This window comes from Pseudomonas fluorescens (assembly GCF_004683905.1).
Lineage (GTDB): Bacteria > Pseudomonadota > Gammaproteobacteria > Pseudomonadales > Pseudomonadaceae > Aquipseudomonas > Aquipseudomonas putida_A.
The window spans coordinates 1506907-1520771 of the sequence record NZ_CP038438.1 but is presented as its reverse complement, the minus strand read 5'-3'; the positions used below and the strand labels follow the sequence as shown (position 1 = coordinate 1520771).

Annotated in this window: 13 protein-coding genes; 5 read left to right on the top strand and 8 right to left on the bottom strand. The window is 60.1% G+C overall.

The features are described 5' to 3' along the window. Positions 1-60: 60 nt before the first annotated feature. Entirely contained in the window at positions 61-1494 is a 1434-nt protein-coding gene (locus E4T63_RS06950; RefSeq protein ID WP_135295140.1) for a M48 family metalloprotease, read from the top strand. Positions 1495-1573: 79 nt separating this feature from the next. On the opposite strand, the gene E4T63_RS06945 is transcribed toward E4T63_RS06950, so the two are convergent. The 4 genes from E4T63_RS06945 to rpoE all read right to left on the bottom strand — a co-directional run bounded on the left by E4T63_RS06945 (position 1574) and on the right by rpoE (position 5385). Further along, a complete protein-coding gene (locus E4T63_RS06945; RefSeq protein ID WP_098967667.1) occupies positions 1574-3004 on the bottom strand; it encodes a DegQ family serine endoprotease in 1431 nt (476 codons plus the stop codon). Between the two features lie 210 nt (positions 3005-3214). Next, positions 3215-4177, bottom strand: coding sequence for a MucB/RseB C-terminal domain-containing protein (locus E4T63_RS06940; protein ID WP_098967666.1), 963 nt, complete (start codon positions 4175-4177; stop codon positions 3215-3217). Between the two features lie 8 nt (positions 4178-4185). Continuing rightward, positions 4186-4773 carry a sigma-E factor negative regulatory protein gene (locus E4T63_RS06935; protein ID WP_135295139.1) on the bottom strand — a complete coding sequence of 196 codons (588 nt, stop codon included), beginning with the start codon at positions 4771-4773 and terminating at the stop codon, positions 4186-4188. Positions 4774-4803: 30 nt separating this feature from the next. Continuing rightward, positions 4804-5385, bottom strand: coding sequence for an RNA polymerase sigma factor RpoE (gene rpoE, locus E4T63_RS06930; protein WP_003172477.1), 582 nt, complete (start codon positions 5383-5385; stop codon positions 4804-4806). A 558-nt stretch (positions 5386-5943) separates the two neighbouring features. Here rpoE and nadB point away from each other — a divergent pair. After that, positions 5944-7560, top strand: coding sequence for an L-aspartate oxidase (gene nadB, locus E4T63_RS06925; protein WP_135295138.1), 1617 nt, complete (start codon positions 5944-5946; stop codon positions 7558-7560). Here nadB and E4T63_RS06920 read toward each other — a convergent pair. Together E4T63_RS06920 and E4T63_RS06915 are read right to left on the bottom strand one after the other, a co-directional pair. Then, a complete protein-coding gene (locus tag E4T63_RS06920) occupies positions 7529-7981 on the bottom strand; it encodes a protein YgfX (protein ID WP_097086670.1) in 453 nt (150 codons plus the stop codon). The two genes, nadB and E4T63_RS06920, sit on opposite strands and share 32 nt — an antisense overlap. After that, positions 7965-8219, bottom strand: a complete 255-nt coding sequence (locus E4T63_RS06915; RefSeq protein WP_003222550.1) for a succinate dehydrogenase assembly factor 2 — start codon at positions 8217-8219, stop codon at positions 7965-7967. The genes E4T63_RS06920 and E4T63_RS06915 overlap by 17 nt, the downstream gene beginning before the upstream one ends. A 150-nt stretch (positions 8220-8369) precedes the next feature. On the opposite strand from E4T63_RS06915, the gene E4T63_RS06910 reads away from it, so the two are divergent. Further along, positions 8370-9311 carry a YgfZ/GcvT domain-containing protein gene (locus E4T63_RS06910; RefSeq protein WP_135295137.1) on the top strand — a complete coding sequence of 314 codons (942 nt, stop codon included), beginning with the start codon at positions 8370-8372 and terminating at the stop codon, positions 9309-9311. Between the two features lie 35 nt (positions 9312-9346). Further along, positions 9347-10168 carry an HDOD domain-containing protein gene (locus tag E4T63_RS06905; RefSeq protein WP_027614457.1) on the top strand — a complete coding sequence of 274 codons (822 nt, stop codon included), beginning with the start codon at positions 9347-9349 and terminating at the stop codon, positions 10166-10168. Positions 10169-10285: 117 nt separating this feature from the next. Here the strand turns inward: E4T63_RS06905 and E4T63_RS06900 are convergent, their stop codons facing one another. Then, positions 10286-11671, bottom strand: a complete 1386-nt coding sequence (locus E4T63_RS06900; protein WP_135295136.1) for a sensor histidine kinase — start codon at positions 11669-11671, stop codon at positions 10286-10288. Further along, positions 11664-12335, bottom strand: a complete 672-nt coding sequence (locus E4T63_RS06895) for a response regulator (protein WP_003222545.1) — start codon at positions 12333-12335, stop codon at positions 11664-11666. Before E4T63_RS06895 ends, E4T63_RS06900 begins: the two co-directional genes overlap by 8 nt. Before the next feature lie 236 nt (positions 12336-12571). Here E4T63_RS06895 and E4T63_RS06890 point away from each other — a divergent pair, with 236 nt between their 5' ends. Then, complete coding sequence (locus E4T63_RS06890) at positions 12572-13864, top strand: OprD family porin (RefSeq protein ID WP_135295135.1); 1293 nt, start codon at positions 12572-12574, stop codon at positions 13862-13864. Position 13865 lies beyond the last annotated feature (1 nt).

Sequence of the window (13865 nt, the reverse complement as noted above, 5' to 3'; positions counted from 1 at the left end):
ATCTGGTCGCAAGCCCGGTGTCCGGCTACAGTAAGGTCTTTGTCTTCTAAGGCTTTGTGCATGACATTTCTGCGCCCTACCCTGCTGACGCTCGCTTGCCTGCTCGCCTCACCGGGCTTTGCCGACGATCTGCCGTCACTTGGCGACGCCAGTTCTGCCATTGTCTCTCCGCAACAGGAATACCAGTTGGGCCGCGCCTGGCTGGCCATGTTGCGCAGTCAGGTTGCACAGCTCAACGATCCGCAGCTCAAAGACTACGTCGAATCCAGCGTCTACAAGCTGGTGGAAACCAGCCAGGTGACCGATCGTCGCCTGGAATTCATTCTGATCAACAGCCCGCAACTCAACGCTTTCGCGGCGCCGGGTGGCGTGGTCGGGGTCAACGGTGGCCTGTTCCTCAACGCGCAGACTGAAGGCGAATACGCCTCGGTACTGGCCCACGAACTGGCTCACTTGTCGCAACGCCACTTCGCGCGCGGCGTCGAAGCTTCGCAGCGGATGCAGGTACCGATGATGGCGGCGCTGCTCGCGGGGATCGTGATTGCCGCCGCCGGTGGCGGTGATGCCGGGATCGCGACCATCGCCGGCACTCAGGCCGCAGCCATTCAGTCGCAGCGTACCTTCTCGCGCCAAAACGAGCAGGAAGCCGACCGTATCGGCATCCTCAACCTGGAAAAGGCCGGATACGACCCGCGCTCGATGCCGACCATGTTCGAACGTCTGATGCGCCAATACCGCTTCGACGCCAAGCCGCCAGAATTTCTGCTGACTCACCCGGTGACCGAATCGCGTATCGCCGACACCCGTAACCGTGCAGAACAAGCGCCAACGGGCGGCATCGAAGACAGCATGCGCTATCAGCTGATCCGCGCCCGTGTTCAGCTGATCTACGAAGAAACCCCGGGACTGGGCGCCAAGCGCTTTCGTGCACAACTGGACGAGAATCCGAAAAACGACGTGGCGCGCTACGGCCTGGCGATCGCCCAGATCAAGGGCGGCCAGCTCAATGAAGCCAGGGAGAATCTCAAACAGCTGCTGGCCAAGTCACCCAACGAGATCATCTACAACCTCGCGCAGATCGACCTGGACATTACCAACAACCGCCTGCCGGATGCGCAAACGCGGGTTGACCGGATGCTCACCCAGTATCCGGGCAACTACCCGCTGAATCAGGTTCGGGTCGATCTGTTGCTGAAACAGAATCGCACCGCCGACGCCGAGAAAGCCCTCGACAGCTTGCTCAAATCCCGTCCGAACGATCCGGACGTGTGGTATCAGGTCGCCGAAACCCGTGGCCTCTCTGGCAACATCATTGGTCTGCATCAGGCCCGCGCCGAGTACTTCGCGCTGGTCGGCGATTATCGTCAGGCGATCCAGCAGCTTGATTTTGCCAAGCGCAAGGCGGGCAGCAACTTCCCGCTGTCCTCGCGGATCGATGCACGCCAGCGCGAGCTGATGGAGCAGGAACGCATGATCAAGGACATGATGGGCTGAGTTTTCATCAGCGACATAAAAATTTCAGGCATAAAAAAACCGCCTCTTTCGAGGCGGTTTTTATTTCACCGCAACCGGGTTATTCAGCCAGTTTGAAGGTGATGAAGCTCGCACGACCTTCACGCAGAACGCGCATCGACACCGAACGATTCTTCGGCAGCGCCTTGGCGATCTCGGCGAACTCTTTGGTGGAGCCAATGGCCTGGTTGTTCAGGTGAGTGATCACGTCACCCGGTTGCAGACCGATCAAAGCCGCAGGACCGTCCTGAACTTCCTTGATCACCACTCCGCCCTTGAGGTCGTAGGTTTTCTTCTGCTCAGCGGTCAGTTCCGCCACCGAAACACCGAGGCGGTTGCTGCTGCTTTCCGCACCCGACTTCGGCAGTGCAGCCAGCTCTTTGTCCTCATCCGGAATCGCACCGACAGTCAGCTCGACATTCTTGCGTTTGCCGTCACGGATCACTTCGAGGCTGGCCTTGGCGCCCGCTTTCAGCGCACCGACCAAGTGTGGCAGGTCGGCGGACATGACGATCGGCTGACCGTTCATGCTCAGGATCACGTCGCCCACTTGCAGGCCACCCTTGGCTGCCGGACCGTCATCCTGAATCTGCGCAACCAGCGCACCGGCCGGCTTATCAAGACCGAACGACTCGGCCAGATCCTTGTTCACTTCCTGGATGACCACGCCCAGCCAGCCGCGGCTGACTTTGCCACCGCTTTTCAGCTGATTGGAAACGTCCATCGCCACGTCGATCGGAATGGCGAACGACACCCCCATGAAGCCACCGGAACGGGTGTAAATCTGCGAGTTGATCCCGACCACTTCACCGTTCAGGTTGAACAGCGGGCCACCGGAGTTACCCGGGTTGATTGGCACGTCGGTCTGGATGAACGGCACGTAGTTTTCGTTCGGCAGGCTACGGCCGACGGCGCTGACAATACCTTGGGTCACGGTGTGGTCAAAGCCGAACGGCGAACCGATTGCCACAACCCACTGACCCGCCTTCAGGTCCTGGGACTTGCCGAGCTTGAGCACCGGCAGATCCTTGCCATCGATTTTCAGCAGGGCCACGTCGGAGCGTGGATCGGTGCCGATCAGCTTGGCTTTCATTTCACTGCGATCTGCCAGACGCACGAGGATTTCGTCGGCATCGGCAATCACATGGTTGTTGGTCAGGATGTAGCCATCGGAGGAAATGATGAAGCCCGAACCGAGCGATTGCGCTTCACGCTGACGATCGCCGCGCGGCGAACGCTGCTGAGGCGGCATGCCACGCTCGAAGAACTCGCGCAACATCGGCGGCAAGCCTTCCAGGTCAGGCATCTGCTGGTTCACCTTGCGGTCCGGCAGCTTCTGCGTGGTACTGATGTTCACCACTGCAGGCGAGGCCTGTTCAACCAGTTGGGTGAAATCCGGCAGGTCGGCCGCCTGGGCAGCGGGGACAGCCTGACCCAGCACCAGCACGGTGGCGAAAATGGAGAGATAAGACTTCAAGCTAAGTATCGACATACAGCTCCCGTTACGACGAGCAGGGTTAAGCGATATGGAGCAAGGAACACCGGGAACCGCGGGCCGGTATTTTTGTTCCGGGAACAACAGACAAGGCCAGAGCCGTGAGGCTCTGACCTATAAAAAACTTTCGGGTGATTTGCAAATGAAAATGCTGAGCAAACATTTCATCTACGTCTCGAAGAAGAAGTGGAAATGACTGAAATCAGCTCACTGCTTGCTGGTTGCAGCGCCATCGTTGCGCATCGAAAGGGCAATCCTCTCGGCCGTGCCGATTGGAATTTCGCCGACCACCGTCACCATCATCTCACCCTCAGGCGTAGTGAGGCGGCGGGAAACTGCGACAGTCGGCCCCAACTGCGTGCGGGTATCGGTCACTGTTGCACCGTTCAACGGCTCAAGAAACACTGAAAACCGCGCCAGCCCGTCGTCATACATCAGGCTGCTGACTTGAGTTTTGGTTTCGGAATCTTTGTGTGAAGTACTGCTGGTCAGCACGAAACCCGGAGGCAGCCAGTCGGAATGCCAGACCTGAGCCGTTTTCACGGCAGACGCCTTGTCACTATCAATAGTGACGGCCTTGCACTCGGCGCCAGCTTGAAGGTCTTTGTCCGACGGGACATCAGCGGTATCGAGGCTGGTGAACTGGAAACGCTCGAGTAGCTGCCCTTTATCGTTGAGCAACAACGACTTCAGTGGCAATCCGGTCTGTTTATCCAGATGCAGTTCGAAACCATAACGATGCTGGTCGCGAGGCGTCAACGATACGATGACCGCATCACGCCCGGCCACGCGCGACTTGCCGATGACGGCAAGCTCATACCAGTTTTTCAGCTTTTGGGGATCAAGCGAACGAGCGGTCGAGTTGGGAGAGTCTCCCAACCCCGCAATCAGAGTGCCGCTGACGCATTGAGTATGCCCATCAACACGCACGACTTCCTGAGCCGAGCCGTCGAGCTGAAGTAAACGCTCGCGGACCTGACCACTCTGGACACGATGCCAGATATTGTGGGTAGAAAAACTACCGTTACGCTCGTATACGAAAGTGCCTTGGAAGCTTTGCTGCTGCTCCGCCTGACCCAGGCGGATCAGCCAATCCTGGGCCTCGTCGGCATGGGCTGGAACAATGAACCAGCCGCTAAGCAGAAGCGAAAGTAGAGGTATGGCGCGCATGATCCTCCTTAACGGTTTTCCATGCTTGCTGCACGCGCATAAGGCAGAGCGCTTTCAGTACCTTTCAACGCAGCTTGCTGGGCATGCTGACGCAGATAGCCTGGCAGACGCTGATCGTGCCAGCCTGGCTGACCTTGCAGAACGCCGTTGGCCATCGGGCCTGTGGTTTCCGAGCTTTCTTTGTAGCCTGCCAGAACAGCCGGGCCTTTGACCTGAGGCGCAACCAGCGAAGGCTGATTGGACTGCTGGGCCAGTTCGACGCCAGCGATTTCGTCCTGGTTGTACAGGCGCACACCGGCCAGTACCGCAACGGTCACCGAAGCTGCAACGGCCAGACGACCCAGGTTGCGCCAAGGGCCGCGGGCTACTTTGGCTGGAGCCGTTTCGTCTTCCAGCGCAGCAGAAACTGCCGCAGCAATGTCCAGACGCGGAAGCAGCAGATCCTTGTGCATGGCTGCCCGAGCGATCTGATAACGAGCCCAGGTCTCACGGGTTTCAACATCGTCCAGTGCATTGATCACTCGACGCAATTCCAGTTCGTCCGCTTCGTTATCCATCACTGCGGACAGCGATTCCTGCAGGGCTTCACGACTCATGGCGTTCCTCTCTTGGCTGTCGCCGCTGTCTCAGTTTTCCTGCAACAACGGCTGCAGGGCTTTATCGATGGCCTCCCGAGCGCGGAAAATCCGGGAGCGCACGGTACCCACCGGACACTGCATGACGCTCGCAATGTCCTCGTAACTCAGACCATCGAATTCACGTAAAGTTAAAGCCGTACGTAAATCCTCTGGCAGTTGCTGAATGGTTCGATGGACGGTGCCTTCGATCTCATCCCGCAGCAACGCGCGTTCCGGCGATTCGAGATCCTTCAGGCCGTGATCGCCGTCGTAGAACTCTGCATCTTCGGAACTTACATCGCTATCCGGCGGCCGGCGGCCGCGTGAAACCAGATAGTTCTTTGCCGTGTTGATGGCAATGCGGTAAAGCCACGTATAGAACGCGCTGTCTCCGCGAAAGTTTCCTAGCGCTCGGTAGGCCTTGATAAAGGCTTCCTGAGCCACATCCTGGGCTTCATGGGTGTCGTGCACGAAACGCACGATCAACCCGAGAATTTTGTGCTGATATTTCAGCACCAGCAGATCGAAAGCTCGCTTGTCGCCACGCTGAACGCGCTCGACCAGCTGCTGATCCTCTTCCTGGGTTAGCATGAACACTCCTCGATAAGCATGGAGGAGGCTTGCATAACTAAACGACCAGACTTGCAAACATAGACTCGGGCTTTTCGCAAAAGTTCTCCCCCTCCAGGCAAGTTTCCTGCGGGCTCTGATTTGGCACGCACGAAAAACGCAGCGCGGGATAAACCGGCTGCGCGAATAATCTTGTCATCGGTTCGCCGGCAAAAACCCAATCGCAGGTTCTGCATTGAAGCCGACACTGTCCCGTGCTTCTGGCAACTGACTATTGATCTTGGGCCTCTGGCAAAAGTTCCAATTATTTATAGCCGTGCTGAAGCGACATTGAGCAACCGCGTGCTGAAAAAGCCTGTTTCATCCTCGATACAGTCGCCTTTTCCCAAAACGACAGAAAAAAACGTCCGACGAAACGTCAAGCTTTTGTCGTCACAGTAGTTTCACAATGCCATACGAGCTCGGCTATTGTGCCGCTCCACCCCTCTATATACTAGTGGGCTGTGTGGCTGTCTTGACTCGCCGATCCAGCTGTCCTGCGCCACCCCCGATCCGGGTCGCTTTGAGCGGAATCCTGAAATGAGCCAACAGTTTCAACACGATGTTCTGGTGATTGGCAGCGGCGCTGCCGGTTTGAGTCTCGCGCTGACCCTGCCGGGTCATTTGCGCATTGCCGTATTGAGCAAAGGTGATCTGGCCAACGGTTCGACTTATTGGGCCCAGGGCGGCGTCGCTGCCGTGCTGGACGATACCGATACTGTCGAATCCCACGTCGACGACACCCTGAACGCCGGCGGCGGTCTGTGCCATGAAGACGCGGTGCGTTTTACCGTCGAGCACAGCCGCGAAGCCATCCAGTGGCTGATCGACCAGGGGGTGCCGTTCACCCGCGACGAACAGTCCGGCACCGAAGACGGCGGTTTCGAATTCCACCTGACTCGCGAAGGCGGCCACAGCCATCGGCGCATCATCCATGCCGCGGACGCAACCGGCGCAGCTATTTTCACCACCCTCCTCGCCCAGGCCAGAGAGCGCAGCAACATCGAACTGCTGGAGCAGCGAGTTGCCGTTGATCTGATCACCGAACGCCGTCTGGGCATGAGTGGCGAGCGCTGCCTCGGCGCCTATGTGCTGAATCGCGCGACCGGCGAAGTCGACACCTACGGCGCACGCTTCGTGATCCTCGCGTCCGGCGGCGCGGCCAAGGTCTACCTCTATACCAGTAACCCCGACGGCGCTTGCGGTGACGGCATCGCCATGGCCTGGCGCTCGGGCTGCCGAGTGGCGAACCTGGAATTCAACCAGTTCCACCCCACTTGCCTGTATCACCCACAGGCCAAGAGTTTCCTGATCACGGAAGCCTTGCGTGGCGAAGGTGCGCACCTGAAGCTGCCCAACGGTGAACGGTTCATGCCGCGCTTCGACAAACGTGCCGAACTGGCGCCACGCGACATCGTCGCACGCGCCATCGACCATGAAATGAAGCGGCTGGGCGTCGACTGCGTGTATCTCGACATCAGCCACAAGCCTGAAGCCTTCATCAAAAGCCACTTCCCGACCGTCTACGAACGTTGCCTGGGTTTCGGCATCGACATCACCAAGCAGCCGATTCCGGTCGTACCGGCAGCGCACTACACCTGTGGTGGCGTGATGGTTGACCAGCACGGTCGTACCGACGTGCCGGGGCTGTACGCCATCGGCGAAACCAGCTTCACCGGCCTGCACGGGGCCAACCGCATGGCCAGCAACTCGCTGCTCGAATGCTTCGTTTATGCCCGCTCGGCGGCTGCGGACATCCTTGCACAACTGGATGACGTCACCGCGCCAACCGCCCTGCCCGAGTGGGACGCCAGCCAGGTCACCGATTCCGACGAAGACGTGATCATCGCCCACAACTGGGACGAGCTGCGCCGCTTCATGTGGGACTACGTGGGGATCGTGCGCACCAATAAGCGCCTGCAACGAGCGCAGCACCGCGTGCGTCTGTTGCTGGACGAGATCGACGAGTTCTACAGCAACTATAAAGTCAGCCGCGACCTGATCGAGCTGCGTAATCTGGCGCAAGTCGCCGAACTGATGATCTGCTCAGCCATGGAGCGCAAGGAAAGTCGCGGCCTGCATTACACCCTCGACTACCCGAACCTGCTGCCCGAGGCGCTCGACACTATTCTGGTGCCGCCCACCTACGCCGGCTGAACTTGAGCCGCACTCGCAGGCGTCGGTGCACATCCGCTGCCTGCGAGTCTCGCGGTACACAGATCGAGCGCACCCGCCGCTCCCCGCGCAAACGAAAGCGCAGCACCACGATCAACGGCAACGCCAGGCTGTCAGGGCGCAGTTGGACTGCTTGCCAGCCGCCCGCCTGATTCCACAATTGCCAGCCATCGGCATCGCGGCGCAATCGGCAAAAAGCCTGCGGATGCGTCAGCAGAATCTGCCGTGGCAACACCCACACGGCGTGCAGCAGACAGGCGAAAGCCCCGAGCAGACAGGCCCAGAGTGGAATCGACAGGAGAAACAACACACCCAGCGCGAACGCCTGGGTCAACAGATACGCCGCCAGCAACTGCCGAGAGGCATGCCAGCGGCATTCGAACGTATTACTTGGGCTGAACACGGTCCAGGATCATCCGGACCATGCGCTGCAGCTCAGGGTCTTCGGACTCACTGCGCTCCATGAACCAGCCGAACATGTCCTGATCCTCACAGGTCAGCAGACGGACATACAAGTCGCGATCGACCTGGTTGAGGTGCGGATAGACCTCTTTCACGAACGGCACCAGCAGCACGTCAAGTTCCAGCATGCCACGGCGGCTGTGCCAGAAGAGGCGATTGAGTTCAACTTGTTCGACCATGGAGCCCTCCTCAAATAGGCGCGCAGTATACAGCCCCGGCGCGGGTCGCACAGTCGGCTTTGGTCGGGCACCACCGATCCTTTATCAACTACCCATTTCAACAACGCGCCCTTATGATGTGCCCCAGACTTTTTTACCCTGCGATGACCCATGGCCGATTCTGCTTTTTTCTGCACCCTGTCTCATGAAGGCGTACTCGCGGTTCGCGGCGTGGATGCCGGCAAATTCCTGCAAGGCCAATTGACCTGCAACATCAATTACCTCAGCGACAGCCAGGCCAGCCTGGGCGCGCGCTGCACGCAAAAAGGCCGGATGCAGTCGAGCTTCCGCATTCTGCTCGAAGGTGACGGCGTGCTGCTGGCAATGGCCAGTGAACTGCTGGAGCCACAACTGGCTGACCTGAAAAAGTACGCGGTGTTCTCCAAGTCCAAACTGACCGACGAAAGCGCCGCCTGGATGCGTTTTGGCCTGGAGCACGGCGACGCCGCGTTGGCCAGCCTGGGTCTGAACCTGCCAGGCGAAACCGACAGCGTGGTGCGCAACGCAGGCCTGATCGCGATTCGCGTCTCGCCGGATCGCGCCGAACTCTGGGTACCGGCCGATCAAGCCGATGCCATCAAGGCCAAACTGTCCGCCGCCCTGCCTGAAGGCGAATTGAACCAATGGCTGCTGGGGCAGATTCGCGCCGGTATCGGTCAGGTCATGCCGACCACCCGCGAGTTGTTCATCCCGCAGATGCTCAACCTGCAGGCCGTCGGTGGCGTGAGTTTCAAGAAAGGTTGCTACACCGGCCAGGAAATCGTCGCGCGCATGCAGTACCTGGGCAAGCTCAAGCGTCGCCTCTATCGCGTAGAACTTGACGCGACTGAACTGCCAGAGCCGGGCACCCCGCTGTTCGCCCCAAGCCACAGCAGCGCCATCGGCGAAGTGGTGATTGCCGCCCGCGCCGCAGAAAAGATTGAACTGCTGGCGGTGTTGCAGGCCGAAGCTGCCGAAGCGGGTGATCTGCACCTGGGCGCCCTTGAGGGGCCAGCCCTGCATTTGCTCGACCTGCCCTACGAACTGGATCGCGACCGCGAAATCCAGCGCTGATCGCAGCTTTTGTTGCAACACCCTAGAGAATCTACATGAGCGAGCTGGCGGATAAGGTCCAACAGGATTTGGTTGAGGCCATCGATAACGATGACCTGGTTCTGCCAACGTTACCGGAAGTGGCCCTGCAAATTCGCAAGGCCGCCGAAGACCCGGAGATCAGTGTCAGCGACCTGAGCAAAGTGATTGGCCGCGACACGGCGCTGTCGGCACGCCTGATCAAAGTGGTCAACAGCCCGTTGCTGCGCGCGACCCAGGAAGTCACCGACCTGCACACCGCGATCACCCGACTGGGGGTGAACTACAGCAGCAACCTGGCGATCGGCCTGGTGATGGAACAGATCTTCCACGCCCGCTCCGAGGTGGTCGAACAGAAGATGCGCGAAGTCTGGCGCAAGAGCCTGGAGATCGCCGGCGTCAGCTACGCCCTGTGCCGTCGGCACACCCAACTCAAACCTGATCAGGCGGCGTTGGGCGGGCTGGTGCATCAGATCGGCGTATTGCCGATCCTCACATACGCCGAAGATCACTACGAACTGCTTTCAGACCCGGTCAGCCTCAACCATGTGATCGACCACATTCACCCGCTGCTGGGCGACAAGTTGTTGCGGGTCTGGGAATTTCCCGAGCAACTGGTGGCGTTGCCGGGGCTGTATCTGGATTTCAAACGCGACTCGGCACACCTCGATTACGTCGATCTGGTGCAGGTGGCGAGCCTGTATTGCCACAAGGACAGCGATCATCCGATTGCGCGGATCGATCCGCTCAGCGTGCCGGCGTTCAGGAAGCTTGGGATCGATCCGGAGAACAAGGAATTGTGCGCGGATCTGGAAGAATCGCGGACGATGTTTTACTGATCCGGAACCGCGGCGCGGCCTTCGCGAGCAAGCCCGCTCCCACAGGGGATTTGTGTACGGCGTGGCCCCCCTGTGGGAGCGGGCTTGCTCGCGAAGAGGCCCGCACCAACACCACATTTATCCAGCAATAAAACTCACCCGAACCTTCAAACCGGCCTGCTCTCCATCGTGCAAGGTGATCTGCGCCAGATGCGCCCGGCAGATCTCTCCGACGATCGCCAGCCCCAACCCTGAGCCCGCAACCTGCTGATTGCGCCGATAGAAGCGTTCAAACACCCGATCACGCTCGTCCAGCGGAATGCCCGGCCCGTCATCTTCAACCTCAAGCACCGCGGGCGCCGCGACCCGCAGAATCACGTTGCCGCCCGGTGGCGTATGCGCCAGTGCGTTGTCCACCAGATTGCTCAGCAGTTCATTGAGCAACGTCGGCTCACCGCGCAGCCACACCGGTTCATCCGCCTCCAGCGCTAGCGCGACCCCGCGTGCATGAGCCAACGGCGCCATGGCCATGCCCAGCTCGCGGGCCAACTGACTCAGATCGAGCAGTTGCGCGCCGCCCTCGGCAATCGCCCGGGCACCGTTTTCCACCCGCGCCAGCGACAGCAGTTGATTGGCCAGATGGGTCAGGCGATCAGTGCTTTGCGCAGAGGATTCCAGGGTTGTGCGCCAGGTTTCCGCTTCAGTCGAACGCAGCCCCAGTTCCAGCCGCGCCTTCAACGCCGCCAGTGGCGTGCGCAGTTCGTGGGCGGCATCGGCGATGAACTGCGCCTGCCGCTCGAACTGCCCGCGCAAGCGTTCGGTGAAGTGATTGAGCGCGCGCACCAGCGGCCACAATTCATGTTGCACTTCCACCAGCGGCAGCGGCCGCAAATCATCCGGCTGACGCTCCTCCACCGCCGTGCGCAAACGCTCCAGCGGGCGCAGCGCGGCACTCACCGCAAACCACACCAGCAACAAGGCGCCGATGGCGAGCATGCCCAGACGCAGCAGCGTATCGGCCGCCAGACTGCGGGCCATGCTGACTCGCGCCTCGTCGGTTTCGGCGACACGGATTTCCGCCATGCCGTTCATGTTCGGTTCGGTGACCGCTTTGAGCAGGCTGACCACGCGCACGTTCTGCCCGCGATAGGTCGCGTTATAGAAGCGCGCGAGCGCTGGATAATCGTCGGTTCTCGGCGTACCGGGTGGTGGTCCGGGCAGGTTTTCGTAGCCGGAAATCAGCTTCTGGTGGATGTCGTTGACCTGGTAGTAAATCCGCCCGGCGCTGTCGTAAGCGAAGGTGTCCAGCGCCACGTAGGGCACGTCGGCGCTGAGCGTGCCGTCGCGCTGCGACAGGCCGGCGGCAATGGTTCGCGCCGAGGCCAACAGGGTTCGGTCGTAAGCCGTGTCGGCAGCTTCGCGCCCGTTCCAGTATGCGCTCAGACCACTGGCGAGCATCAACACCACCAGCAACAACGCGAGGTTCCACAGCAACCGCCAGCGCAGGCTGCTGGGCTTATGCATCGCGACTTTCCAGCAAGTAACCGAGGCCACGGAAGGTCACAATCGCCACCGGTTGGCCGTCGAGTTTCTTGCGCAGGCGATGCACGTAGATTTCGATGGCATCGGGGCTGGCTTCTTCGTCGAGACCGAACACCTGTGCGGCGAGTTGCTCCTTGCTCATCACCCGACCCGGGCGGGCGATCAACGCTTCGAGCACGGCTTGTTCGCGGGAGGTCAGAGTCAGCAGTTCTTCGCCGAGACTAAAGCGTCGGGTGTCGAGATCGTAGGCCAGCACGCCGCAGCGCTGCTGACGCTCGCCACCGAGCACACTGCGCCGCAACAGGGCTTTGACCCGGGCTTCGAGCTCGGTCAGTTCGAACGGTTTGGCCAGGTAATCGTCAGCGCCGAGATTCAAGCCGTGTACGCGGTCCTTCACATCGCTGCGCGCTGTCAGCATCAACACCGGCAGGTTCTTGCCACGTGCGCGCAGGCGCGCCAGCACCTCGAAACCGTCCATGCGCGGCAGGCCGACATCGAGGATCGCCATCGCGTATTCCTCGCTGCCCAGCGCCAGGTCGGCGGCCACGCCATCGTGCAACACGTCCACGGTCAGACCGGTGCTCTTGAGCGCCTGGGCGACGCTTTCGGCCAGTTGCAAATGGTCTTCGACGAGCAGAACACGCATGGATCTCTACCTCATTCAGGGATGGCCGACGCCATTCTTTGCCGCGGAGTTTACAGCCGCAACCGCCGCTGTGAAGCCCGAAACCCGCGAAATCCAGCTGAAAGGTTAGTGAAAGGTTAGCCCGTTAGAGTCCGGTCACGGACAGTTTCGACTGCCGTCGCTGCTGCCACACAGCGATACGAAAAACGCCTCGAAGCGTTTTCGACCAATAAGAACAATAAACGGAGTACACCCGCATGCCGTCCTTGCAGACCAAGGCTTCTACGCCTGTTCGTCCTTCTCGTTTGCGCCACGCCACCCTCGCCAGCACCGCTGCCCTCGCCGGTTTCTCACCGTTGAGCTACGCCGACTTCATCAAAGACAGTTCCGCCACCTTCGAAACCCGCAACATGTACTTCAACCGCGACTTTCGCGACGGCACCAGTGCCCAGCAAAGCAAGCGTGATGAATGGGCGCAGGGTTTCATGCTCAACCTGCAATCGGGTTACACCGACGGCACCGTGGGCTTCGGTGTCGATGCGCTGGGCATGCTCGGGGTCAAACTTGATTCGAGCCCGGATCGTACCGGCACCGGCCTGTTGCCGACCCACGATGACGGGCGCGCGGCGAACGAATACTCGAAAGTCGGCCTGACCGGCAAAGTGAAAATCTCCGCCACCGAACTGAAAATCGGCAGCCTGATTCCCGAACTGCCGATCCTCAAACCGAATGACGGGCGCATCCTGCCGCAGACGTTCGAAGGTGGTTTGCTGACCTCCAAGGAGATCAAGAACCTGACCTTCACCGGTGGGCGTCTGGAGAAAGCCAAGGATCGCGACAGCACCGATTTCGAGGACATCGCCCTCAACAACAAGAACAGCCGCTTCGCGGGCACCGTGGCCGGCAAGCATTTCGATTTTGCCGGCGTGGACTACAAGTTCACCGACAAGATCACCGGCAGTTACCACTTCGCCCAGCTCGACGAAGTTTATAACCAGCACTTCTTCGGTCTGGTCGCCTCGCGGCCGATGGGCCCGGGCACCTTCGCCACCGACCTGCGCTTTGCGGTCAGTGACGATCAGGGCGCGGCCCGGGGTGGCGAGATCGACAACCGCTCGCTCAACGGTCTGGTCAGCTACGCCCTGAGCGGCCACAAGTTCACCGCCGGTTATCAGCACATGTCCGGCGACAGCGCGTTCCCCTATGTCGATGGCAGCGACCCGTACCTGGTCAACTTCGTGCAGATCAACGACTTCGCCGGCGCCGAAGAACGCTCCTGGCAGGCGCGTTACGATTTCGACTTCGCCCGCCTCGGCATCCCTGGCTTGTCGTTCATGAGCCGTTACCTGAGCGGTGACAACATCAAGCTCAAGAATGGCGAAGAAGGCAAAGAGTGGGAGCGCAACACCGAGATCAAATATGTAGTACAAAGCGGCGCCCTGAAGGACGTTGCCGTACGCCTGCGTAATGCCACCTACCGTTCCAACTACTCCGCTCGCGATGCCGATGAAGTGCGTCTGCTGGTGAGCTATAGCGTTGCCCTTTGGTAAT